Origin of the sequence: Erwinia psidii (assembly GCF_003846135.1) — a bacterium.
In the GTDB taxonomy this organism is placed as follows: Bacteria; Pseudomonadota; Gammaproteobacteria; order Enterobacterales; family Enterobacteriaceae; genus Erwinia; species Erwinia psidii.
On sequence record NZ_RHHM01000003.1, the window covers coordinates 48,989 to 73,966 of the forward strand.

At 53.0% G+C, this 24,978-nt stretch carries 19 protein-coding genes and 1 pseudogene; 4 read left to right on the forward strand and 16 right to left on the reverse strand.

What is annotated here, in order from left to right; all coding sequences use genetic code 11:
• Positions 1 to 258: 258 nt before the first annotated feature.
• The 3 genes and pseudogenes from EB241_RS04805 to EB241_RS04815 all read right to left on the reverse strand — a co-directional run bounded on the left by EB241_RS04805 (position 259) and on the right by EB241_RS04815 (position 5,422).
• On the reverse strand, positions 259 to 1,803 hold the full coding sequence (locus EB241_RS04805) for a methyl-accepting chemotaxis protein (protein ID WP_124232084.1): 1,545 nt from the start codon (positions 1,801 to 1,803) through the stop codon (positions 259 to 261).
• A gap of 255 nt (positions 1,804 to 2,058) precedes the next feature.
• Positions 2,059 to 3,269: pseudogene (locus tag EB241_RS04810) on the reverse strand (MFS transporter).
• A gap of 44 nt (positions 3,270 to 3,313) precedes the next feature.
• Positions 3,314 to 5,422 carry a sensor domain-containing phosphodiesterase gene (locus EB241_RS04815; protein ID WP_124232085.1) on the reverse strand — a complete coding sequence of 703 codons (2,109 nt, stop codon included), beginning with the start codon at positions 5,420 to 5,422 and terminating at the stop codon, positions 3,314 to 3,316.
• A gap of 573 nt (positions 5,423 to 5,995) precedes the next feature.
• Here EB241_RS04815 and EB241_RS04820 point away from each other — a divergent pair.
• On the forward strand, positions 5,996 to 6,208 hold the full coding sequence (locus tag EB241_RS04820) for a hypothetical protein (RefSeq protein ID WP_124232086.1): 213 nt from the start codon (positions 5,996 to 5,998) through the stop codon (positions 6,206 to 6,208).
• 202 nt (positions 6,209 to 6,410) lie between these two features.
• Here EB241_RS04820 and EB241_RS04825 read toward each other — a convergent pair whose 3' ends face one another.
• Entirely contained in the window at positions 6,411 to 7,808 is a 1,398-nt protein-coding gene (locus EB241_RS04825; RefSeq protein ID WP_124232087.1) for a methyl-accepting chemotaxis protein, read from the reverse strand.
• A 339-nt stretch (positions 7,809 to 8,147) separates the two neighbouring features.
• Between EB241_RS04825 and EB241_RS04830 the strand changes: the two genes are divergently transcribed.
• Positions 8,148 to 9,929, forward strand: a complete 1,782-nt coding sequence (locus EB241_RS04830) for a putative bifunctional diguanylate cyclase/phosphodiesterase (RefSeq protein WP_124232088.1) — start codon at positions 8,148 to 8,150, stop codon at positions 9,927 to 9,929.
• A 9-nt stretch (positions 9,930 to 9,938) separates the two neighbouring features.
• Here EB241_RS04830 and EB241_RS04835 read toward each other — a convergent pair whose 3' ends face one another.
• The 5 genes from EB241_RS04835 to EB241_RS04855 form a co-directional block, all read right to left on the reverse strand.
• Positions 9,939 to 11,534, reverse strand: coding sequence for a sensor domain-containing diguanylate cyclase (locus tag EB241_RS04835; RefSeq protein ID WP_124232089.1), 1,596 nt, complete (start codon positions 11,532 to 11,534; stop codon positions 9,939 to 9,941).
• A 125-nt stretch (positions 11,535 to 11,659) separates the two neighbouring features.
• The gene (locus tag EB241_RS04840) at positions 11,660 to 13,099 is read right to left on the reverse strand and encodes a protein adenylyltransferase SelO (protein WP_124232090.1); all 1,440 of its coding nucleotides are present in this window, start codon (positions 13,097 to 13,099) and stop codon (positions 11,660 to 11,662) included.
• Between the two features lie 97 nt (positions 13,100 to 13,196).
• The gene (locus tag EB241_RS04845; protein ID WP_124232091.1) at positions 13,197 to 13,940 is read right to left on the reverse strand and encodes an EAL domain-containing protein; all 744 of its coding nucleotides are present in this window, start codon (positions 13,938 to 13,940) and stop codon (positions 13,197 to 13,199) included.
• Between the two features lie 329 nt (positions 13,941 to 14,269).
• A complete protein-coding gene (locus tag EB241_RS04850; RefSeq protein WP_124232092.1) occupies positions 14,270 to 14,728 on the reverse strand; it encodes an NlpC/P60 family protein in 459 nt (152 codons plus the stop codon).
• 761 nt (positions 14,729 to 15,489) lie between these two features.
• Positions 15,490 to 16,044 carry a glutathione peroxidase gene (locus EB241_RS04855; RefSeq protein ID WP_124232093.1) on the reverse strand — a complete coding sequence of 185 codons (555 nt, stop codon included), beginning with the start codon at positions 16,042 to 16,044 and terminating at the stop codon, positions 15,490 to 15,492.
• A 961-nt stretch (positions 16,045 to 17,005) separates the two neighbouring features.
• Here EB241_RS04855 and EB241_RS04860 point away from each other — a divergent pair.
• Together EB241_RS04860 and EB241_RS04865 are read left to right on the forward strand one after the other, a co-directional pair.
• Positions 17,006 to 17,533: a DUF2778 domain-containing protein gene (locus EB241_RS04860; protein ID WP_124232094.1), complete on the forward strand. Its 528-nt coding sequence runs from the start codon at positions 17,006 to 17,008 to the stop codon at positions 17,531 to 17,533.
• A complete protein-coding gene (locus tag EB241_RS04865; RefSeq protein WP_124232095.1) occupies positions 17,505 to 17,750 on the forward strand; it encodes a hypothetical protein in 246 nt (81 codons plus the stop codon). Before EB241_RS04860 ends, EB241_RS04865 begins: the two co-directional genes overlap by 29 nt.
• A 550-nt stretch (positions 17,751 to 18,300) precedes the next feature.
• Here EB241_RS04865 and EB241_RS04870 read toward each other — a convergent pair.
• Genes EB241_RS04870 through EB241_RS04900 form a run of 7 tightly spaced genes read right to left on the reverse strand, consistent with a single transcriptional unit; the run spans position 18,301 to position 24,961 of the window.
• Entirely contained in the window at positions 18,301 to 19,974 is a 1,674-nt protein-coding gene (locus tag EB241_RS04870; RefSeq protein WP_124232096.1) for a hypothetical protein, read from the reverse strand.
• The gene (locus EB241_RS04875) at positions 19,971 to 20,510 is read right to left on the reverse strand and encodes a baseplate complex protein (RefSeq protein ID WP_124232097.1); all 540 of its coding nucleotides are present in this window, start codon (positions 20,508 to 20,510) and stop codon (positions 19,971 to 19,973) included. The genes EB241_RS04870 and EB241_RS04875 overlap by 4 nt, the downstream gene beginning before the upstream one ends.
• Positions 20,507 to 21,202, reverse strand: coding sequence for a hypothetical protein (locus EB241_RS04880; RefSeq protein ID WP_124232098.1), 696 nt, complete (start codon positions 21,200 to 21,202; stop codon positions 20,507 to 20,509). The genes EB241_RS04875 and EB241_RS04880 overlap by 4 nt, the downstream gene beginning before the upstream one ends.
• Complete coding sequence (locus EB241_RS04885; RefSeq protein WP_158612373.1) at positions 21,192 to 21,704, reverse strand: tail fiber assembly protein; 513 nt, start codon at positions 21,702 to 21,704, stop codon at positions 21,192 to 21,194. Before EB241_RS04885 ends, EB241_RS04880 begins: the two co-directional genes overlap by 11 nt.
• 23 nt (positions 21,705 to 21,727) lie before the next feature.
• Positions 21,728 to 23,293: a phage tail-collar fiber domain-containing protein gene (locus EB241_RS04890; protein WP_124232100.1), complete on the reverse strand. Its 1,566-nt coding sequence runs from the start codon at positions 23,291 to 23,293 to the stop codon at positions 21,728 to 21,730.
• Positions 23,294 to 23,295: 2 nt separating this feature from the next.
• Positions 23,296 to 23,835: a phage tail protein gene (locus EB241_RS04895; protein ID WP_158612374.1), complete on the reverse strand. Its 540-nt coding sequence runs from the start codon at positions 23,833 to 23,835 to the stop codon at positions 23,296 to 23,298.
• Positions 23,828 to 24,961: a baseplate J/gp47 family protein gene (locus EB241_RS04900; protein WP_124232325.1), complete on the reverse strand. Its 1,134-nt coding sequence runs from the start codon at positions 24,959 to 24,961 to the stop codon at positions 23,828 to 23,830. Before EB241_RS04900 ends, EB241_RS04895 begins: the two co-directional genes overlap by 8 nt.
• Between the last annotated feature and the right edge of the window lie 17 nt (positions 24,962 to 24,978).

Consider the following 24,978-nt stretch of genomic DNA (forward strand, 5'->3'; position numbering starts at 1 on the left):
GGTGACGGAGATACGCACGGAACGTCTGAAGCGGCATCCATCACAAAAAGAGATTTGCAGGCCGGCGCGGGGCGTGATGACGGAAAGGTTTATGCCGCCAGACGGGCGCAGACAGCCGCTCTGTCAGCAAGCGTTGGGACAGACTCTTTCGCCATTGACAAAAGGTGTTTCCGCTGCTGGTTGCCAATGTCGTGTCACAGGCTGATAACGGCTTAATGCTCACAAACCGGCCTGATAATGTCCCCAGGCCGCTCCCTTTCAGACCCTGAACGTTGCCACCACGCCACGCAGGGCATGAGCCTGTTCCGACAGCGACTGTGACGCAGAGGACGATTCCTCAACCAGTGCGGCATTGTTCTGTGTGACACCATCCATCTGACTGACCGCAATGCTGACCTGAGAAATGCCCTGCATCTGTTCAGATGAAGCCAGGGAAATTTCATCCATCGCATCAGCCAGTTCCCCCACCATACTTACCACGGAGAGGATACTCTGACAGGTACCATTGGCAACCGTCACGCCATTGCCAACCTGGCCAACCGTCTGTTCAATCAGAGCCTTAATTTCTTTCGCGGCCGTGGCACTGCGTTGTGCCAGCGTTCTGACCTCACCGGCCACCACCGCAAAACCACGTCCACCTTCACCCGCGCGGGCCGCTTCAACGGCCGCGTTGAGCGCCAGGATATTGGTCTGAAAAGCGATGCTTTCAATAACCCCGGTGATATCACGGATTTTTTTAGCGCTGTGCGAAATATCATGCATGGTTTCTGACATCCGCTGTACATCGGCCTCACCGGCGCGGGCCAGGGTTGCGGTTTCACGGGCGGTGCCGGCTGTCTGATGCGCACCCGCCGTATTACTTTTTACCGTGGCGGTCAGCTGTTCCATGCTGGCGGCTGTTTCCTGCAAAGCAGCCGCCTGCTGCTCCGTACGCGAAGAAAGTTCAGTATTGCCCTGAGCTATTTCGTCCGCAGCCAGCGCCACATTAGAAGAGGTCTCTTTGATTTGCAAAACCAGCTCACGCAACCGGGCCTGCATACCGGCCAGTGACGCCAGCAGGCTACCCCGATCGTTTTTTCGCAGCATCAGGGAGACGGTGAGATCGCCTTCTGCAATGGCCGCGGCCAGCCCCTGGGCTTCGGCAGGCTCACCACCCAACTGGCGCATCAACAGCCGCGAGATCAGGTATCCGGTGGCCACGGAAAGTACAACTGAGATGACGGCCAAAATAATCAGGATCACAGATGCCCGACCGATTAACTGGCTGTTGTTTTCCAACGCTTCACGACTGTTCTGCATCTGAATGTTGGTCATTGCATCAATCTCGTCCAGCAACACACGTTGCACAGGCCGGACCGTATTCATCAGATAACTCATCGCCTCTTTCTGACGATTTTGCAGACCAAGCTGTGCCGCCTGATCCATGACGGCCAGCACCTGATGTTCGTTTTCCAGCACCCTTGAAAAAGCAGTTCGACCCGCGTCATTCTGTTCAGACTGCATCATCCCGGCAAGGGCTTCACGGTTATGAATATACTGTTCTTTCATTGACGTGAGGCGTTGCGATTCCTGCTGCATCCCTTTCTCATCAGACAGCAGAGCGATGTTTCTGACCACCACCGACATATCCCTCAGCCCGCCGCGCATATTGAGCACCAGCTGGTATTTTTTCATTTTAACGTTTAACGCATCATCCATTCCATTACGGGCGTCAGAGAATGCTTTGAGTGAAACCGCCGTGCAGATGATAAACAACATAATAAGCATGCCAAAACCGATGGCCAGACGCGTTGATATTTTCATTGGTGATCCCTGTGAAAGTGTATGCAGGATCAGTATCGGCAGCAGATGAAAACAGATAAGGGACAATTGACGCCGGATGATTTATTTTCCAAAAGCCGCAAGTTACTTCATTGGCTGGAAGTAAGCTTTATTCAGTTCAGAGGGAAATTGTACTGCGCCGCCCGGCAACAGCCGGACTGAAATCGGTGATGCTGGCAGACGGCCCTGATCCGACCACCCGCAGGCTGAAGTGCGCCGTCATCCAGTCAGTACGTCTTAGCCGGAGGTATCGGCATTGCAGCGTGAAGGCAACAGATGCTGTCTGCCAGACTGCCACCATACAGCCAGTGCAACCAGCGCTATTCCCACCATCACAGCAAACGCCATGCTCCAGCTGTAATGGGTGGTTATCATTCCGGCCAGCGTCGGGCTGAACGCCGCCCCCGCCCCCTGTAATAACATGATCAACCCCAGCCCGGAATTGGTATGGCCACTGCCACTCAATAATTGCACGATGTAGCCGGGAATGGTCACCCCCAGTATTCCGGCTGCCACGCCATCCAGCACCTGCACCGGGAGCAGGATAAGTGGTGCCGCTGAGGCTGAGGCTATCGCAGCACGGACGGGGAACACCAGCAGCGCCAGCATAATTAACCGACGGTAACCATATTTATCGGCACGCGCCGATGTCAGCAACGCAACGGGGATCATCACGCATTGTGAGATAACGACAGTGGCGGCAGCATAAACGCCTGGCGGAATACCCTGGTGCAGAGCCAGCGTGGCAGCCCGCATACTGAGCAGCGGCAGCAGCGCTGCATTCGCCAAATGAAACAGCAGCAGAGTGACCCCCACCACCATCAATGCAGAATGTCGGCGTAATTCCCTGAACGAAAGCGCTGGCACAGAGGCAGTAGCGCGGTCCAACCCCCTGGCTGCATGGTTGTCGATATCACCATCACGCTCAACGCGGTGAGAAGCGCCATACCGGTCATTAGCACAAAGACTGAACCCGTGCCCCAGAACCAGGTGGTAAAACCGGCAATCACCGCAGCAACAAGATTTCCGGCGTGATTAAAAGCTTCATTTTTACCCATTTGTCGGTTAAAGCCGGACTTCCCGGTAAGGCCCAAAGTTATCCCTGCCACCACTGGCGCAATACAGGCCGCAGCGATACCGGTTACCACCTGTGACAGCGTAGCGGGGATGGTTTGCGGATAAAACCAGAGCAACAGTGTCGCACCGGTTATCAGGACACATCCGATAAACAGCAACAGACGCTTACGTGTAGTGGCATCGGTGAGCAGTCCGGCAGGCAAGGTTGCAGCCAGCCCGGCAACGCCACCCGCCGTCATAACGAAACCAATATCATCTGGTTTCCAGTGAGGTGCGGTAAGAAAGATACCCAGAAATAGCCCAAGACCATCGCGGACATCGGCCAGAAAAAAGTTCACCAGACACAGCGCCTGAAGTGAGCTTAACGGCATGTTGCCTCCTTTAGTTATGAAAAATGGTCATGGGCTGTGACCAGTCAGTTATTTTCGATGCAACGTGTGGTATACCCGGCCCTGAGATTAAGCTCAAAGTCAGTCGTGCTCAGCGGCTGACACAATCCGTTACCTTGTACAAGGTCGCACTGCAACGTATTGAGAAAAGCATGCTGTGCCTTCTCTTCCACCCCCGCCACCGCGACGCTCATCCCCAGGCGTTTACTAAACCCGGCAATCGCTCTGATCATCATTCGGGTCCGGGTACTGGCGTTCAACTGACAGGTCAGTGATTTATCAATTTTCAGGCCGGATACAATGCCATTGCACAACAGATTCATCGATCCCAGCGTGCGTCCATAGTGGTCGATGATAAAATTTGCGCCGGTAATCTTGACAGCCTCCAGACTTTCAGGATTCTCCCGCGCAATCATCGTCAGCAGAGGTTCATCGACCTCAAGATCGACAAAGCCTGCATCCCCACCGGCGCTGTCATGCAACACCCTCTCCAGACCTGCCCCGACAAGCTGCCGTGGAAACAGGTTAATACTGACGCGGAGCGAGGGATAAAACAGCTGCCATTGACGAATTTGCGTCACCGCGGTACGGACGATCCATTCACCCAGCATGACAGACAGCGGACTTTTCACCAGCATGCCAATAAACTCAGAGGGCATCAGTAACCCGCGAGCCGGGTGCTTCCAGCGCAGCAGGGCCTCACAACCTGTCAGCCGGTTATCTGTCACGCTGTACTGTGGCTGATAAAACAGCACAAATTGCTGCTGCCTGACCGCAGTTTCCAGTTCACGCTCAAAGCGACGGCGATGCAATGCCGCCTCGCGGAATGTATGCTCGAACAGAACGCTTCTTCCCTTTCCATCCGCCTTGGCGCGATAAAGCGCGAGGTCCGCAGCGGACATCACCGACGAAGCATCCTGACCATGTTCAGGAAACCCGGCAATTCCCGCACTTGCTCCAACGCGAACCGGAGTATCGTGATAGTGGAAAGGCGTTTGTACCGCGGCGATCAGATTTTCTGCCGTTTCCACAGCATGGTGACTGCTGTAGGGAAGAAGAATAATAAATTCATCGCCGCCAAGACGGGCCGCAGCGATCGCGTGTGAACATTCGGTGCGGATCTGCGAGGCGACATGGCACAGCAACGCATCCCCCGCAGCATGGCCCAGCGTGTCGTTGACCTCCTTGAAACCATCAAGATCGGTCATCAACAGCGTGTAAGGAACTCCCGCTTCAGTGAGCTGACCGAGCTGAAGCATAAAGGCAGACCGGCTGGCCAGCCGGGTTAGCATATCGATCGATGCCAGTTCACAAAGACGCGTTTCGCTTTCATAGCGGGCGGTAGCGTCACGGATAATCATACCAACCAGTCGACTTTCCCCCTCGAACCATCCTGAAAACGAGACTTCAGCCGGGAATTCCTCACCACTGCGTCGTACACCCCAGATTTGTATGGTACGCGGTAGCGAAATGGCATCATCATTGTGCATCAGACGATCGCGCTCATTGCAATAGTCAGCTTTGCACTGTTCGGGGATCAGGGCTGCGACATATTTTCCGAGCATCTCAGGCGCGCTGTAGCCAAACATGGCAGACGCGGCAGGATTCCAGAAGGTGATACCTCGCTGCAAATCGGTACAGATGATGGCATCGGGAGAGGTGGATGATATTGCCGCCAGCCGCTGCTGGCTGGCGCGCCGCTGGAACTCATGACGATGCACCTCCATGCGATCCATCACCAGCGCAGCGATATCGATTAGGTGCTGGCGATCGGCCTCGGTCAGCGCCGGACGGGGTTGGCTGTCAGTCAGGCACACCGTGCCAATAGGGTAGCCGTCCGGTGTTTTAAGCGGCACGCCCGCATAGAAGCGAATATACGGATAGCCCAGCACCAGCGGGCTGTCACAGAAACGCGGATCGCTAAGCGCATCAGGGACACAGAACAGCTCTTCCTGTTCCAGCGTATGATGGCAGAAAGCCACGCTGCGGGATGTTGCGGTAATGTCCAGTCCGTAACGGGATTTAAAAAACTGCCGCTCATCATCTATCAATGAAATAAAAGCGACCGGCACGCGAAAAAGGCGCGCCGCCAGCGTGGTCAGCCGGTCCAAAGCGTCAGCTGACGGGGTATCCATCAGCTGATACTCCGCAAGTGCCTGCAACCTCGCTGCTTCTGCGGTGTCGTGAATTATTTTTTTCAGAGTCTGTCCCCTCTGTTTTCTGGATTTACTGCGGCCAGGTACGACAAAACAAACAGGAAACTCATTCGATCAGAAGGGACCTGGTAGTATTTCACACCGGCCCGCTGCCAGTAATTCTGGCCCGTCCCCAGGTCAGTATGCGACAGGTTGTCACTTATAAGTGCATGAAGCCTGGCACCGTCTGGCGCCTGATGCCAGTCAAATAAAAAACATCGGGTCAGACGATGGCCACGGATGGCAATTTCCAGAGCATTCTTAGCCGACAAATCCTGCTGCAAGCGGGGGTGTGACAACGGACCGATGTTCTCAGGCTGAGTACGTATTGACGCAGTTCGTGGATTAATACCCTTAACGTACATGGCGTTACCCGGCAACAAGCCCCCCTGATGAACCCGTTCAGCTAAATTATGCGTTGCAAATGTTACGGCAAAGCTCAATGGCAGAAATGGTGCTCAATATAATGAAGTGCTTTCCGGTGGCGATAAAAAACGCCGATGAACAACGCCGATGAACAACGCCGGCGCAGCAGGCCAACTTCAGGTGATGTGCGGTGGTTATTTTTATGCAGAATGTCTGCTTTCGGGTCATTACGGAATTGTTTTCACCACATTGGTTATTTGTCTTAAACCCGATTTTGACTATATTCAGTTTTTATTTTACCGCCATGAAAAATATTCCAGCTTTTTATTGCCAGCAATTTTAATTCAGTTGAAACCCTGAATAATAATGTTATAAGCCTGGAAAATAACATTTAATGCGGTGTTTAAGATAATATTTAGGTTATATGGCGACATACGGTTATTTCCCGAATGTCGTTATCTCATATAATTAGCAGTGCAAAAATGCGCAGACTGGCTGCCTGAAGAGATTGCCTGCCAGCCTGCATTGCCATTTTTAATGGCACGTTTTCAGGAAGCTGGCGTTACAAGGCGATACCGGGATTGTGCGTCAGCAAATGGTTGTCCGGCAATGTAAAACGGCGGATAACGCTGCCAAGCGTTTCGGTTTGCCCGGTCAGGCTTCCTGCTGAAACCGCTACTTCCTGAACCAGAGTCGCATTCTGCTGTGTCACCCGGTCAAGTTCTGCCACCGCAAGGGTAACCATTGATATCCCTTTGCTTTGCTCATCAGAGGCCAGCGCAATCTGGCCAATCAGTTCATTCACGCTGCCCACGCCACGCAACACGTCATCCATGATAGTACCGGCGCTGTTGGCAGCACTGCGTCCGTGGTCAACACGGGACACCGTGTCAGCAATCAGCTGCTCTATCTCTTTGGCGGCAGCCGCACTACGTTGCGCCAGAGAACGCACTTCACTGGCGACAACCGCAAAACCACGGCCCTGATCGCCAGCACGGGCCGCTTCTACCGCGGCGTTCAAGGCGAGGATATTGGTTTGAAACGCAATACTGTTGATAGTGGTGGTAAACTGGCGAATTTTTTCAGACCCTGCGGCAATGCCGTTCATCGCCGTCGCCACGGTTCTGACCAGTTCTTCGCCTTTATGCGTATTGTCTGTGGTGCGTTCAGCCAGTTCCCTTGCCTCACGGGCGTTAACGGCATTGTGGCTGACGGTGGCGGTAAGCTGCTCCATGCTGGCTGCTGTCTGTTCCAGCGCGGCGGCCTGCGTGGCCGTCCTGTCGGACAGATCGGCGTTGCCGGCGGCAATATCTCCGGCCTCGCGGCTCAGTAACGCGGCGTTATCACGAATGGCCTGGACGGTGTCAAGGAGGCTGTGCTGCATCTCTTTTACCAGCGGCACCAGTTGTCCCACACAGTTGCGTCCAAGATCCTCAGGTTCATGGGTTAAATCACCACTGGCGATAACCCGGAAATGAGCGCGGATCTTGCCAACCGGTCTGACAAGGTGTACCACCAGATAACGATCGCAGAAGATAAGCAGCGCCGCAGCCGCAAGCAGTCCTGCGATGAAAATAAAATCAAGATGCCGACTGTTGGTTGACACACCAGCGTTATCATCGGCTATCTGTGCCTGCAACGCCGCCAGCCGTTCGTTTACCGCCTGTTTGTAGACTGGCTCAGCCGCTGTCAGGGCCGCCCGGTAGTTATTCCAGTCAGTTCCGGCCGGGACCTGTGCCTGCAATGCGGTTATTTCAGCCTGTGTTCCGCTGTCTTTGACCATTTCGGCTCTGGCAATAAAAGACAACTGCTGCGCCAGTTGTTCGGTCCGAATGATATGCAGGCTAAAATTGCGCAGCACCAAAGAACTGTAGCCTTCAGTCAGCGCGACGATACAAAAAGAAATGATCATTATCCACAGCACAACACGGCGGATAGTAAAATGTCGAAGTAATTGCATTAGATGATCCTGGTGGTAGTAATTATAAAAATAATAAACCGGATTATCATTTCCCTATTTATAGAAATCTGATGGCATCCGATATTTTTTGTACCGGCTATTTTGGCAGGCAATTAAAAAAAAGAAACCGTAACACGATTAAATAAATATATCGTCAGAACGTAAGGAATTCGTTGAAGTAAATAAATATGACAACGGGGTCAGAAAAGCATACTGTATCAGGTACACATTACATTAATCGTTTTTACCTGTTGCAGATATCGCGCTTTACGGTGGCTTAACACTGTATATTGTTTTTTTTCAGTTTCGCTCCTGAGCAGTCCGGCGCGGAGGACACATATGCTTACTCATCTCCGCGGCGATATTGCTCGCCGCATCCTGGCCCTTCAGATGCTCCGTAGTTCCGACGAAAGCCGGGATGACGTACTCAGGAAGTTTGTCCTGCTGGCAAGCCATGCACTGGGCATTCCCGGCAGTTTTATTTCTGTGCTGGATGACGAACACCAGTATGTTCGCGCCGCCTGTAATTTCACGCTTGAGACATCCTCACGTTCGGACTCTCTCTGCCACTATGTGGTGGACAGTGAAAATGCGATGGTGGTTTCTGATACCCTGGAAGACCTCCGTTTTGCTAATCATCCTTTTATCACAGGTCCACCGTACATTCGTTTTTACGCCGGCGTCCCACTGAAAAACAGTGAAGACGTCGTTCTCGGCACGCTTTGTGTGACAGACACCCTGCCACATTTTTTTAACGATGACCAGCTTGCCACGCTGCAACTGTTGGCCTCCCTGGCAATGTCGTTCCTCCAGGCATGGTATTCGGCAGGTTTTGCCGATCCGGTGACCGGTTTGCCCAATCGCCAGCGACTTATCCGGGATTTACATTATCTGGCAGCAACGGGCGATACCACACCTCGCCGTCTGGTGTTGATTGACTGTATTGATATGCCTCGTGCTTATGAACTGGCGCGATCGATGGGAGTGGGACCGCTTGAGAGCCTGTTAAAAGATATGGCGATTATGCTGCCTTTACGCCTGAAACCTTCCTCAGATGACACACTCTATACCGTCGCCACCGGGCGTTTTGCATTGCTCACCCGTCAGCAAAGTCACCATGACGCAGCATGGGTGGCAGGACGGCTGGAAGGGATCAGCGCCGATCTGGGGGAAGGTCTGTCGGTTGCCCTTACAACGCATACCGGGGAGGAAAACTTTATTACCGGTGATACCCCCCCGCAGGAAGTATTGCGACGTTCGGTCACCGCCCTGCATGAAGCTATCCGCATCGGCGTGCCTTTTATGCGCTTCAGTAAGACCAGTGATACCAACAGTATGCAGGACTTCATGCTGATGAACGATCTGGCCAGAGCGTTGCGCGATGACAAAGGACTTTATCTGGCCTACCAGCCCAAAATCTGCCTGCACAGCGGCAGACCTGTTGGTCTGGAGGCGTTGATCCGCTGGCGACACCCACAAAGAGGAGAACTGTCACCTGCGATGTTCATTCCTCTGGCTGAACAGACGGACCTGCTCAGCGCGATGACTTCCTGGGTCACCGACCGGGTTATCAAAAGGCTGACGCGGTTGCGCAACCACTGTATTCAGCTGCCGGTAACCATCAATGTTAGCGGCAGCGATTTCGCTCGCGAGCATTTTGCTGATTCGCTGGAAGACAAAATGATCAAAGCTCAGCTTCCCACTTCACTTCTGGGCATTGAGTGCCTTGAAACTGAACGGCTTATTGAAAGCCCGGCAGCCCTTCGCGGTATGGAAAAGCTCAAACTCCGGGGATTCGGTATTTCGCTGGATGATTTTGGTACTGGTTACAGCAACATCAGCTATCTCAGACAGATGCCACTGGACATCATCAAGTTGGATCGTTCCCTGATTAACGGGCTCTCCTCTGATACGGCTTCACGCATTATTGCTCGCAGTATTATTTCCATGCTCAAAGCACTGGACTATACGGTGCTGGCTGAAGGGGTGGAAAACGCGGACGTCGTTTCGGTACTGACTGAATACGGCTGCGACCAGGCGCAGGGATTTTTCTATTCAAAGCCGCTGCCAGAAGAAGAGCTGGACAGCTGGCTGCAATGGAAACTGCGAGGGATCTGCTGATTCAGAGATTTATTTTCGCGCCGGTTTTTCATCAACATGCTGGGCTAACTGAGCGCCAGGACGGTAAACAAAGACCCGGTTACGCCCGGCTCCTTTTGCGGCATACAGCGCCTCATCGGCTCGCCGCAACAGCGTTTCCCTGTCGCCACAGTCCCGTAATGATGCCACTCCCAGAGATACCGTCATGCTGTCGACAAATGGAAATGAAGCAGAACAGACCGCCTGACGAATGTCCTCAGCAATATCGGTGGCGGTATCAAGCTCGGTGCAGGGCAGCATCACAATGAATTCTTCACCGCCAAAACGGCTTATCACATCGCCTCCCCGACATACCTGACGCAACAGTGACGCCAGCCTGACCAGCACCTCGTCACCCCCATCATGCCCGTACCAGTCGTTAATCTTTTTAAAATGGTCAATATCGATGGCGATAATGCACTGTTCCGGGTCGTCACCAAGTTCAGCGGCTAACATATTGAATCCACGTCGATTATGCAAACCGGTCAGCGGATCGGTCATTGCCTCATCATTGAGGGCGGCCACCCTTCCCGCCACCGCCCGCCGGTTCTCCTGCACCGCATCTTTCAGACGATAGGCTTCATAATACCAGGCATTGACCGAGGCAAGTGATTCCGGTGTGGCATCGCTGCCGCCTTCGCGCACCATACCCGCCAGTTTTTCCAGCGGCGCTGCAATGCGACTGGCCAGAAAGGCCATAATGATGGCGGCCACTGTGATAATGGCAAAAATAAACCATAAAACGTTACCCGCTGTGCGCATCATAATTCCGCGGACGGTCTGCGAGGTTCCCGAAATAAAAATATTCCAGTCAGTTTTATGCAGGCTGGCGTACCCCGTCAGATAATTTTTGCCCGCATCCTGCAAGGTAAAATGCCCGCTTTCCGTCACGGCAAGTTGCTTTTGTAGCGTCGGACTCAGCAACATACGTGATCCCACCCGTGCGGTGTCATGGCTAAAAATAACCAGACCTTCATTGCTGACAATACTGATGGCGGAGCCGTTGGGATAAAAATGTTGGCTCAGAATGTCACTGAGTATGCTCTGCTTTTTCAGGAAAATCGTGCCGCTAATATAGCCGATATAGTGGCCGTCGGCGGTAAAAACAGGTTGAGAAAGTGCCACAACATAATTGCCCGATGCTGCCATAAACGGCGATGAAATAAAGGGTTTTTGTGTCGCGATGGCGCGGCGGCTGGCATCTGATTTTAGCTTCACGCCCACCAGGTTGAGGCTTTCAGGTGAGGCGGCGGTCACTACGGCATCGGTGTTAACCACCACGACCGTGTTGAAAAAGCCGGATTGCATCCGCAGACGCTCCGTTTCCTGATGTAACAGCTGGGGATTATTCAATCCGGTTATCTGGGAAGCACTCCATGCCAGTTCGCGCTGTGCCGTGGTCAGATAACGATCGGTGGTATCTGCCAGCTTGCGGGCATAAGCAATATTACTTTCCATCAGGCTGTCTTCAATGTTGGCCCGTTGAAACAGTAACAGAGCACTCAGCAACAGACCTGAAGTGAAGATAACCCCTCCCACAGAGAGTGAGGTTAACAGCGTCCTGAGGCGAACCTTGGTACGAAGCATAATTGACAATTTTCAGATAAAGTGTCTCCTGAGTGTAACAGCTACCACACAAAAACAATCGTAAATAAAATAACTGTTTGTCTCTGCGGCAGGTGATATTTTCTCGTCGTGACGGAAACTTCATCTCAACTCGAACAGCTTATTTCCAGTTTTTTTGCCCAGTCGGGTGGGCGGCACATTAAATCAGCATACCGAGCGTCATCACCAAAGGGCGTACTCAGGACCTGATGCAGTCGTTTCAGGACCGAGGTGTCGTCATGCTCTGCCCGTTCAATCGCCAGTTGCGCCAGATAATTACGCAGTATGATCGCCGGATTGCATTGTTTCATCTTTTGCTGGCGCTCTGCGTCACTTCGCTGTTCCTGTAACAGACGCTGACGATAAATGTTGTACCAGCTGTCAAAAGCCTCCCTGTCGATAAATTCATCCCGCAGCGGCGAGCGCGACTGTTGCTGCTCCGTGGCGCTGAGCTTGCGGAACGTCAGGGTATAATCACTGCCCTCATTGCTCATCAGCGTCAACAGGCCGGTCAGAATATCATTATCTTCCGCTTCGGCGGTGAATAAACCCAGCTTTTCCCTCATCATCTCACCCCAGCGGCGCATCAGTTCAGGCTCATATTCCGCCAGTGCCTGACTGAGCTGTGTACTCTCCAGCAAACCGGAAAGGGAATGCGCCAGGCGGTTCAGGTTCCATAACCCAACCACCGGTTGATTAGCAAAACTGTAGCGACCCTGATAATCGGAGTGATTACAGATAAAGTCTGGTTGATAGTCATCAAGGAAACCATATGGGCCATAGTCGAGCGTTAGCCCCAGAATCGACATATTGTCCGTATTCATTACCCCGTGGGCAAAGCCGATGCTCTGCCAGTGAGCAATCAGGCGGGCGGTTCTTCTGACAACATCAATAAACCACAGCAGATAACGCTGCGACTCCTGCTGCAAATGCGGCCAGTGATGACGAATAACATAATCGGCCAGCTCACGCACTTTCTCTGGCTGGCGGGTATAAAAGAAATGCTCAAAGTGGCCAAACCTGACATGACTTTCCGCCACTCTTAACAGCATTGCTCCGCGTTCGGTCGTCTCGCGGATCACCGGCTGATCGCTGGTGACCACCGTCAGTGCGCGCGAGGTCGGAACACCGAGCGCATGCATCGCTTCGCAGGCCAGAAATTCACGCAGCGTGGAGCGTAGCACCGCACGTCCATCGCCCATACGGGAGTAGGGTGTAAGACCGGCACCTTTCAGATGCCAGTCAAACTTGCGCCCATCCGCCAACTGCTGCTCGCCAAGCAACAGACCACGACCATCCCCCAGTTGTCCCGCCCAGACACCAAACTGATGCCCGCTGTAAACCTGCGCCAGAGGCTGCATCCCCGGCAGCAATGTTTGTCCACTCCACACAGAGGATTTTGGCTCACTGAACCAGCTTTCATCCAGATGTAAATCCGCGGCAAGCGCCGCGCTGTGACAGAGCAAACGTGGATTTTCCAGCGGTGTTGGCTGCACGCCGCTGTAGAAACCTTCCAGCTCGTTGTGCCAGGTATTGTTGAACTGCATTGTTCTCCCCTCAGGATTAACTGCGCCGGCAAGCTGGCCTCGCCGGGCGATCAGTGTAAACCGCCGGGAGAGAGGTTAACACTGACTCAACAAAGGGTTATTGCTGGTGCAGGCTGGGTAAGTCGAGAGGTGCATCAATCAGCGAACAAAGCACTTCTTCACTGACCGGGGAGAAAAGTGAACTCTGGATACCATCAAAATCGAAATGGCGTATTATTTCCAGTGCGGCAAGATCCTCAATGCCCTGAACAATCACGTTCTGACAGTGCGGCCTGATATGTTCCAGCAAGGCGTTGATAAAGGGTTTAAAGGATGGCCGTTTCATATTGTGTTGCATAAAGCCTTTATCCAGCTTTATTGAGGTAAACAAATTGTCATACACCGCTGTGGAAGATACTTTTCCCGATCCATAGTTTTCAAGGCTTAAGGCGAACCGCTCACTCAGTGACAATAAAGAGGGGTTATTTTTTCCCAGCTTCAGGCCAGGAAAATCTTCATTAATTTCAAGTTCAATTAATTCCAGCGCATCCATTTTACGGGCCATAAATTCATTTTCTGTAATAGCCATCGCCAGCACTTCATCTGTTTTCAGTGTTACCTTCACCCCATGCAAACGAAAGAAGTCATGGTGCTTTTCAATAATATTAAGTTGGTTTTGTAACAGGGTAATACGCTGTGCCTGACTTAACTGCGGCATCAGCAAATCCAGTGGGATCGCCACATTGGCGCTACTGTGAGAAAAATGGCTCATCAGCCCGACCGAGATAAGCTGTCCGCTCAGGCTGTAGATCGGCTGAAATGTTGTGCAAATTGTATAATCCGCTTCCAGATGGATTTTCATTTTATTTAATAGGGACCTGTCATTTAACGCCGCCGTTATGATACCTGAGCAGGCAGGATAACGGTATGATTAAGACGGTAAGTTACCATAAATTTAGGATGAAAGAAGCTGCATAATTAAGTCAGGATGACAGGTTTTATTGTCTTGCATACACTTACTTTAATTAAACCTTACAAAAAATGGCACAGTGTCGCTTTCAGATACAAAACAGAGTCTTTTCCGCCTGGCTATACGATAAAAAGTCATCCTTAACTTATTATTATCGCCAAAATCAAATGGCTGATAAATATGCACCAGCTAATCATTAACTTGCTAAATATATGCAACCTTCAAATACGCCGTGCCTGCCAGAACACTTTTTTCCAGTAAACATTATCCAGTGAAGATCGGATCACTCCCTGACTGGTAGAAGCATGAATGAACTGGTTATCGGTATCATAAATACCAACATGCAATCCATTCTCTCCCCGCCCGGTTTTAAAAAAAACCAGATCGCCGGGTAGCAACTCGCGCATGGAAATGCGGGTGCCGATATCGGTCTGCGCTGACGTGGTTCGCGGAAGTTGTAACGCAAAACGATCGCGGAAAGTAACATAGACGAAGCCTGAGCAATCAACGCCCCCTCTTCCGACACCGCCATAGCGGTATGGCGTACCTTGCCACTGGTCCAGCTGATCGTTCAACTGAGCAATGACAGTTAACGAATCAGTAAGACGGGCATTGGGTGGCGGGGCATGGCTGCTGCAACCTGCGAGAATAACAATAATTACCAGAAGCCAGTAACGCATACAGGGTTCCCTCAGTAGATACGACTACTCTACTCACAAATCAGACTGGCAGGCAACATTATCGGAATAATCAGGTAAGGGAGGTCAGAAAAGGAAGGCCTGTGACCATCAGTCTGCCAAAAGGTACAGCGCAACCGCGCTCAGGATCTCCGGTTGTAAAGCATCCTGATGCAGCAGGGCACCATCTTTGGGCAGTCATACCCGGTAAGCATGGCAGGCTGTGATTGAGATCGTGTCCCCTCATGAGAGCGGTCAGTCCGTCAGCCTTGTTAAACACGTTCTGTTGTACCAGATCCAGGTTGGTAAACGCTTCATTGAGCAACAGCTGACTTTTCGGCAGGCAGTCTGGATGATTACGGCCGCCAGCCGCACCCTCTGGCACTCTCCTCCCGAAAGTTTATCCCATGAACACGCAGGCTTATCTCACAGCAATAAAATGTCACAGATTGCATTATTGTCGGTTGACTCACCGGTGTCTTCCCGGCCATATGCATCTTCTGACACTGTAAGACCGGCATATTCGGTGGGAGCTACTGTTGAACAACCCAGCCACTATACCTCGCCAGGGGACAGAAGATGACCACTGGGTCAGCAACATGCCGTTAAAGAGGATCTGACCAGTCGCAGGAGCAGGTCAGACAGGCCATTAATGCGCTTTCCCGGCACCGTGGAGGCCAGGCAGAATGGATTCTGTTCTCGCGGTGCCACCGCAGCACTGAAAGGAGAAAGGCGCTGCGTCACCGCAACACCTTTACACTGGATCAGCATTTATCCGACCCCAATGCCTCTGTAATTCTGTCGGCTAACAGTGGATTCTCCGGCTCCATATCCGGTGAAAAACGCGCCAGCACGCTGCCATTGCGGCCCACCAGGAATTTCTCAAAGTTCCACAGAATGTCGCCATACTCTTTTGGCGCCCGGCCTTTGCTCACCATCCGTTCCAGAAAACCGCTCCCTTCCGGTACTATGGCTTCAGGCTGCGCCGCCACCAGCCGTTGATATAAAGGATGCCGCTCAGGACCGTTGACTTCTGTCTTGCTAAACATCGGGAAGGTGACGCCGTAGGTGGTATTACAGAAATGCTTTATTTCCTCGCCAGTACCCGGCTCCTGTCCAAGGAAAGCATTGCAGGGAAAGCCGAGCACCGAGAATCCACGATCGTGCAGGCTGCGATGCAACCTTTCCAGCTGCTCGTACTGCGGGGTCAGCCCACACTTTGATGCCACATTGACCACCAGCAGCACCTCACCCTGCCATGTCGCCAGTGACGTTTTTTCACCATCCAGCGTAACCAGTTCTGTATTGAAAATACTCATCACTTATTCCTGTTTCAGTAGGGAATGATAAATCATCCGGCACTCAGGGCCGGTTGCGTAACGCTACCATATCAGTTATTTCACAATCCACCGGGGGCTTCAGCGGAAAGTGGAGCAAGGGGCGCCTTTTCGACGCAAAAACAATCTGACGCCGAAAATAAAATGAGCAGGCTAAAATGTTGTCGTCAGTCATCGTCGGCACAATCAGGGCGGCACTGGCTTTTGTTGCTCTGTTCCCAGCCCGGCAGATTTTATTACGGCCAGATTCAGCAATCACCAGATAGCGTACTGTTTACAGAGGACACGCCAGGCGGAGTTTAACTGTGGCATCACCTCAGCGCCCTGCCTCACAATATCGCACCGCTCAGCGAGCCGCGCTTTTTCGCGTTACACCGGCTTAATTGTGACATTACAGCGCGTTTCGGGTGATACCAAATGATCTACACCGGATTATCTGAGCGGTGTAATAAGAATACCTCCCTGAAAGGAGACATGAATATGATTCTGGCGGCCACATAATGTCCACACATGAAAGCTTATGGCCGCTATAAAGTCACTGATAAATCCTGTCATACCGGGGTTTGACTGACTGCACGCTGCCGCAGCAGGCGTATAAAAACCTGCGTAGCAGGTGGCATTGATAGCGTCCCATAGGGGCCCTGACAAAAAGTCTCTGCCTGTTCTGAAAGATTTAAATCCAAAGACAATAAGGCAAAGCCAAAACCTGTTGCTGACCACCTCCACAGAAGGTGGTGTTTATGCAGGCATAAAAAAGGCCGCGTAAGCGGCCTGAATTAATGCACTTAACATTATGATAGTAATGCTTATTTTATTAATGATGTCCACTCAGTGACCACACTTCGAAAAAAACAAAGCCCTTTCGCCGGGGCTTTCTCTGTTTACAGTTCACGCCATAAACGACATATTACTAACCGATCAATAATTTAACTAAGGAACAGATATGACGTTACATGGAAAGTTCGTAGTCAATGAGGCTAAATTCTCACCGCTCACAATTTCAGGCATAGGCACATTCCTGGCTTTTTCCGGTAATAAGCAGTTTCGCAATAAAGGCGGGTGCGTTGGTGTACCGGATAACGGACCGCTGCCGCCGGGTAAATACTGGATTGTCGAACGACCAAAAGGCGGCCTGAGAACATGGCTACAAAATAAAGTAAAAGAAATTCCTACATGGTTCACCTCAACACCAACGCACTATGATGAATGGTTTGCTCTGTATCGTGATGACGGCAGAATTGACGATTACACATGGGTTAGTGCGGTAGAACGCGGCCATTTCAGGTTACACCCCATCGGCCCAATGGGTGTTTCCAGAGGATGCATAACTCTCCAGCATTCGTCAGATTTTGCAAGCATTCGCAGCGCGTTGCTTCAAACCCGCAGAGAACCAATCCCGAATAGCAACCTGATGACATATGGCACAATTGAGGTATTCGCATATGGTAAAACCTGCCCGCAATCTAATTAAGCCATTGATTTTTATCGGGCTGTGTATCCTTTCCCTGAAGTTCGTTCACACATATCCTTACCCGATGCCCGAAAATCAGCTGGCCGTGTGGTTTAAAATTTCAGAGTTTTTAGGTGTCAGTGATCCAGAAAATATTTATTTCCCGGTGGTTTTAGCAATTGACCTGATTGTTGCTGTCATTGCGTACAAGTTGATTGTAAGGCTATGGAAAATTTAAATTGACAGAATTCCCCGCGCGAGCGGGGATAAACCGCCCTCCCCTTACATAACAGGAATGGGACAGGCATTTTACAGTTCAGCTTTTATTTCTCATTCTTGCCGCAGCCCGCGCCAGTCCTGGCCTGAGCGTCATTCGCCTCAACTGTGATAAAAACCCGTCACCAGTTTTGATCCTCACGTAATCTTTTTGATCCTCTTTAAAAACATCATGTTAGTCAGTTACTTAGCAAAAACAATTTGATCCTTTTTGGCAAAACCCTGCAAAACATTGCACAAATTGCAAAACCTCACTTAACACAACAGCCCAGTGCTGGCGCGGCCTAGCCGTATGGTTTGCCAGAATTTACTGTTGCAAAAAAGTTATGATCCAAATAGTGCAGGCGGGTGCGGTGTAGCGCCGTTTTCGTCCAAGATGCGTTTCAGTACGTCGGGTATGGCATCGCGGATGGCACTCTGACGGACGATCATCATTACAGTCAGTTCAGGGCGTAACCTGCACACAAAAACGCGCTGAGCGCGTTAAATGGCGTCTGGTCTGACGGGCGGATTTATGCGATGTACGGAGAGTATTTTTTACTGAGGGTAGCGGCCGTTGTGCCGGTCGCCGCAATCGCGGCGCTGTTGGTGGGTGAGCCGGTATTGCTGTGTGAGTGAGTGGCGGTCTGTTGTGACAGCTGTTGCAGTACGTCCAGTGTGTCAGTCAACAGACGCAGGATATTCAGCTCAGCGCTACCGAGCCGCACTGACGGGGCTAACAGTTCCTGAACAGTAGCGGCGCTGGAACGAATACCGGCAATCTTCTCTGTCAGATTGCCACCGACGGCCAGATTATCATTCTGGCCAACATCGCTGTTTCTGTCTGTGCCGCAGCGGATCACGATATTGCCCGCCGAGCCGACAGCATAATCGCCGTCGGACAGCTGCATTACCACACCGGCCATCAGTTTCGCCGTGCCAAGCACGGTTGTTGTGTCAGATGATTTTACCAGCGTGCTCCGGCTGGTCGTTGTGCGCGTTTCTGTGTCGCTTGTTATTGTACGTGCGGCGCTGGTTTCACTGATGGACCGGTCGGTTTCCCGCTGCCAGCTGCCATCCTGCGTCACGCGCTGACTGACGCCCGCGCGCTGCTGTTGCAGCTGTTCACCGGGCTGGATGTCTGGCAACGCCTGGCCGTCCTGCATGGTCTGGCGAATAACCGGTTTATCCGGCCGTCCTTCTGCAAAACCAATCTCCACAACCGTACCCTCCGGCGGGAACTGATACAGTCCGCCCTCTGCACATGACAGCGGGACCGGCAGCGGCACGGCGTTATATTCCGGCGTGTCTGCGGCATCATCACCGTTTTCATCCAGCAATTGCAGATTAACGGCATAGCGCGGGCGGAACGGATCGGCCTGGTCTCCCAGCGCGGCGGCGTCACTGGACCCTGTTACGCGCGCGAAACGGGGCAAATGCAACCCCGCGCTAAGTTCCGGGTAAATTTTGTCTATCTGGCGCTGTGCCGGGGTTTTCTGTGCCGGTTTCCCGGCGCTGTTGAGCACAGTCCAGGTAAGCGTCATTTCGTCATCGTTGATTTGCACTTGCGTGATACGCCTGTTGTTGACGATCACGCCGGGGCGGATAGCAGGGATCACAGCAAGCGTGATACTGTTTCCCGCCGCGCCGTTTTTAACAAATTCGTCGGGGATTTCAACGGGTGCCGCTGCAAAACGCGAATCCGCATAGCTGCCCATGAACACCGCACCATCGGGCAACTGATACCATGTGTAATCCGCGATGCTGAATACGCGGCCCAGATTTGCCAGCAGCTGGTAACCGGTGCCTGAATGCGTGAAATGCGGGATCGCCGTGTCGGTGTAGCTGACGCCGGACGGCAGGGAAAATTTCAGCCCGGTACAGGCGGACACTGCCTCAGTTACATCGCGCAATGTCGGATGTTGCAGCGACACAGGCCAGTTTTCAGCCATCACGCCGATCAGTTCGCGCACAAACAACCGTTGCGACCCGTTCTCTGCCGCGCTGCTGCGCTCCACGTAACCGGTGAACCAGCGGTAAACCATGTCGTTCCAGCCGATATCAAGACGAACCAGCTGCCCGGTCAAATCCTCCGTGGTGATAGCGGTGACAAAACCCCGGCCACAGGCGGACAGCTCTGCAACGACGTTAAACGATACCACTGGCAACGACGTTTCACCCACGCGCAGCATGATAACCGGCCTCATGCATCCGTCCCCGCTGGTCCGATGGCCGTATCAATTTTTTTCAGCACGTTTTCAAACCATGACAGCTGCTCAGCCGTTTCCTCTGCGCTGGCCGTGCCCGATGATGTCTGCACCGTTGCCGTTTCCGCTGTCTGCATTGATTTTTTTTCGGCCACGCTTAAATACTCTTTCAGCGTAAAATTCACCAGCCATGCCATGCGATCTGTCTGCGGCGCGGCGTCGATATTGCCGGAAAATGTCGCCTGCCTGAATTTAATTGTCTGCGCCACTTCATGCGCCACGCGGTATTTTTTACGTGCTCCGCTGGCGTCGGTAGCTTCTGCCAGAGCAAACAGGCGCGTCAGCTGCGTTTTGTCCTCAAACGGGATCAGCCCCGAAATGCGCAATTCTTTACCTTTGTTCCCCTGCTCAGCATTAGCGGTGCTACTGGCCTGACCGGACACGTCCTTATCAGCCAGCTGCATTGACGGCGTAACCAGAATGTTTTTCAACAGGATCGCTTCTCCGTCCAGCGCCAGCACAATAATCTGCGTCATATATCCCTCAGCATGGTGCGTAATGCAGCCAGATCGTCACCGGTAAACAACAGCGCCAGGGTAAAAATGTGATCCGGGTTCGGAATGCTGTCCTGCATCAGTCCGCCGGCCGTGCCGGTATCCTGCCGCGCCGAAATGCTCCAGACGTTAACTGCCGCCGTCTGCGCCTGTGCCAGCGTTGTTTTTGCTTCATTAATCAGCGCTGACCGCTGCACATTAAACGCCGACAATGCGTCCGCCACGCCGTCGCCGGTCACAGAGGTGGCATTCGCCAGACCGGAAACCGCCGCCGCCGCCGCCGCGCTGCGCAGTGTCGGAACGGACAGCGGGCAGGCAGCGGGCAGCCCGGCACTGGCCGCCGGGATCTGCATTTTTGTAATGTCGATCGATTGTGCGGTTTTCGCGCGTCGCCAGACCTGCATCACCGCAGGCAACGGAAACACAGCGGCCAGCGCGGCCAGCCTGCTGATAAATTCGCTCAGCGTTGCAGCGGTCAGCATGATTGCGGTCACGTCCTGACGGACCGGCGCGGCTGACAGCCGCTGACGCAGCCAGGCCACGGCGTTCAAAGGGCTGAGATACACGCCTGATTCCTCCGCCTGTCCCAGCCCGTACACCCACGGATGTGCAGCAAGTACGGAACAGACCGGCGCGGCTCCGTCTGAGATGGCCAGCTGCATTTCACGCCACATCAGGGACCACCGGCCAGGCGATATCGTCGGCGGTCAGATCCAGCGATTTCAGTGATTTGACGTATACCACCCACTGTTTAAACCGCGCCGCGTCATCGTCCGAAATCAGTCCGATCAGCGCCTCATTCTGATAATCAGACGTAACGACACGCGCCGCAGTCAGCAGTATATCCCGCTGTTTCTCCCGCGCCGTCGTCAGCGCCGCGCCTGTCAGCGTGCTGATTGCCCCGTCGCTGACCATCCAGCTGCTGACATTATCAAAAAAACCGTCGGGCACGGCGTCCGCGTCGAATTCAGTCACGGACAGCCCGCCCGGTGCCAGTGTTGATGCATCGTATGAATATGAGTTAATCACCCCGTCAGCGTTATACGCAATTTTCAGCGTATCATCCGCAAACAGCGACTGTGACTCATACCAGTCACGGCCATCTTCATCAGTGAAATACAAAAATGCTTTGCCGCTGTCCCGGTCATCAACACGCCGGGACGTAAAATTTTTCATTGTCAGCGCCATTTTACCCCCTATTAAACAGATGCGATGGTTGTCCATACGCCGTTACGCATTTCCTGAACCGGGCGCAAACGGTAATAACCATCATCAGCACCGAAATCACCCCCCATTGTCACTACGTAGCCGGATTCATCCTCAAGCGATCCGGTGCTGTTACGGATCTCTTTTGCCGCACCAAGCCGCATCTGTTGTATAAAATTCATTTTGATCCAGTAATCCAGCCAGCCGCCCCACATGCCACCGTACACATTACCTTCGCCATTCAGTTGCGAGTTGCCGCCGCCGGCAAACACCGACCCGGTCGCGTTTATGGTACTCAGCCCGATTATCATACCGACAGCAATAATATTACCGCCGGCCTTGATACCGTGATGGCTGATTAAATTGCCGGTGGCACACTCAACAATCAATGGCCTCAATTCGCCCCAGCTGCCCAAAGGATCGTCTTCATCAGTAAACATCAAATAAAAACTGCTGCCATCAAACCGCCAGAATACCCCCCGGTTTTCACTAATCAGACGCCAGTTGTTGGCGTGATAGCTGTATGCCTCACCGTTCAGCGCTCCGCCGGTCAGCGGGTAACAGCTTATGCGGGCATCGTTAACCGCTTTTGATGTAGCGGCCACGTCCTCGCTGTCGCTGTCTGTATCGTTCGACAGGCTGACCAGACCGCGTTCATCAAGTGTCGCGGCGGGATGATTGCGTGACCGTTCGTGACGTGCCAGTGCATCGCTTGCCTGCTGTTCAGACACAGACCCGGACGGGCGCAAATCGCTGATATCGCCGTTGTCCGCAATACTGGCAACGGCATAAACATAATGTAAGCGACCATTCTCGCTGTAGTCCGTCAGTGCATCCGCTACTGTAATTTTTGTCTGCACCGACCAGGCTCCAGTTACCGTGCCGTCAAAACAGGCATCAACCCAGACGGTTGCTGGCGGCGCAAGCTCAAGCGGCATGACGGCATCAAGCGTCACCCGCAGCCCGCCGACATAGCCGACGCCCGGCTGTATTCTGTATGCGCCATCATCAACGTTCACCAGAAAACCGTCGTCAAAAAATGCGGCGGCTCCATAAATATCCCTGTTTTCGATGCGCTGGCGTTCATCAATGCCGCCGAGCCTGGCTGAAAAATCAATCTGCCACGTTTCCGGCGTGACGTTGATTTGTGCCGCCTCTGCCGCGCCGTTAAACTCAATCACCAGGTTTCGCACCAGGCTGTTACCCTGCTGGCCGTCCTGCGTTTTGATTTTCCGCTGGGTTGCGAGATGGACAATCATCAGTAACGTGTCGGTGGCGCTGTCAGCCAGCCCGATCCAGTTGTAATCCCAGTCGCCAACGGTGGTATCCAACACCACGGAATACACCACGGCGTTAGCATTCAGTGCGGCGGTTTGCGTAATCGCACACTGATAGCTGATTAATTCAGCGGCGGGCATACCTTCATCACGATCAATCTCCGCGCCGTCGCTCTGGTCCGGTATCAGCGCAAATATCATGGTGTCGGCCAGCGCCCGTTCACCGGCCAGCGTCCTGCTTACCAGCCAGTTTTCAAATGCAGTAGTAATAATTGTGGACATCGTTACCCCTCAAATTTTGCAGCGTGAAACCCGGTTTCACCGCTGAACCCGCCCGGCCTTACCGTTGCAGCACGCTGGTTCAGCACATCAAAAAAATATCGCCGGCAGGTGCGGCCGTACTGCCGCACTAAATTCATCATCAGCACGTTGTTGCGCGTCAGCTGCTCGTCATTAATGCGCAACAGGATCACATCCCAGTCTTCAGTAAACTGTCGTTCCAGCTGTTGCAATGTGCCGATCTCCAGCCGCTGAAATATCCGTTCAAATCCGGCGATGCTGCCGGCGTCCTGCGCGTTCACAAACGCATATTTTACCCGCAGGCGCAGCAGTGAAAGCGGCTCACCGCTGAAGCGCGTGATATCGCGCTGGTACGCCAGCAGGGATAGCAACTGTTCATCGCACGTATCAACATCAATCTGTGCCAGCGGAAACAGCAGCCAGCCGTAAACCCGTTGCCACCATGTTTCTGACGCCAGCGCCAGCGTCAGCGGTTCACCCCGGTTCATCCACACCGGCAGGGTGATATCAGGAAATTTATCCATCCGCGTTCACCACATTCAGCGAGTTCAGACGGGGCACATTCAGATCGCTGACGATATCGCCAAGTGAAAATTCAAGTGACTGCACGTCTGAAAATGCGGCGTGGATTTCCTCACCCAGCCGCGACATGGAAAAACGGCTGTGCGGCCAGGTTTTTTTTACGTCGTAATCGGTGTTTTCACGAAACGCGCAGCGGATCAGGTTTTCGATATTGCCCAGCAGCGTAACGATCTGCTCATCTGTCAGAACGCTGTCAGAAAACAGATAAACGCTGACGCTCAGATCGTGCAGGGTTTCCGGCAGTGCCACGCACAGCACGTCGTCGCCGTGGCCGTGGTTCCCCTGCGTCATTACATAATCATTGACGGTATCGATAAACGGCTGGCTGGCGATGCCGGAATCCAGCAGCAGATACACATTTGCCGTACCCGGACCGCGCGGCGCGTCATATTCAAAATAGATGCGGTCGGTATTCAGTCCGGCAATGCCGGCAATCAGCCCGCGGTAAACCGCATCGGTGTGATACTGGCCGACCATGTTGTATTGATTTCTGATGCGGTCGCGCAAATCGTCATCTGACTCTGCATCTGCGCCGGGCGTGGTCAGCCAGTCGTCCTCTGTTACCGCGCTGGCGATACCGTCAATCGCCACCGGGAGGATACGGAAATAGCCAGGAGCCAGGTTAAATCCGCTGCCGGCCAGCTCAGCAGTAACGGGCACCAGAGCGCTGACCGTGCCGGCGGATAGAGTCACCCCTGACGTGGTTATTAGCCGGTAGACAGTGCCGTTAATGCGTTCAGTCTGGATCACTGTCCCTTCCGGTACTGTGATTTCGCGGTCCGCCTCCGTTTTAATAAACCGCACCACGCCCGCGGCTGCGGTGGCGGCTTTGCGCGTCAGGTTCACCGCCCAGGCAAACAGATCGAGAAACGTGCCGCCGGCCGTTGCCAGAAACAGGTTTGCCATTACGGTGCCGACCAGCGCGTTTTTCAGCCACAGTACAGGCGTGATAACGATGGCGAGGATCAGCCGCCAGAACGGCGACATATCAGAGGTATTTGTCACCAGCCCTTGTTCACTGACCACCGCGTTAAGTTCCTCACGGATCTGTGCCTCCGTGATGGGCATCCCCTGTTCAGCCAGAA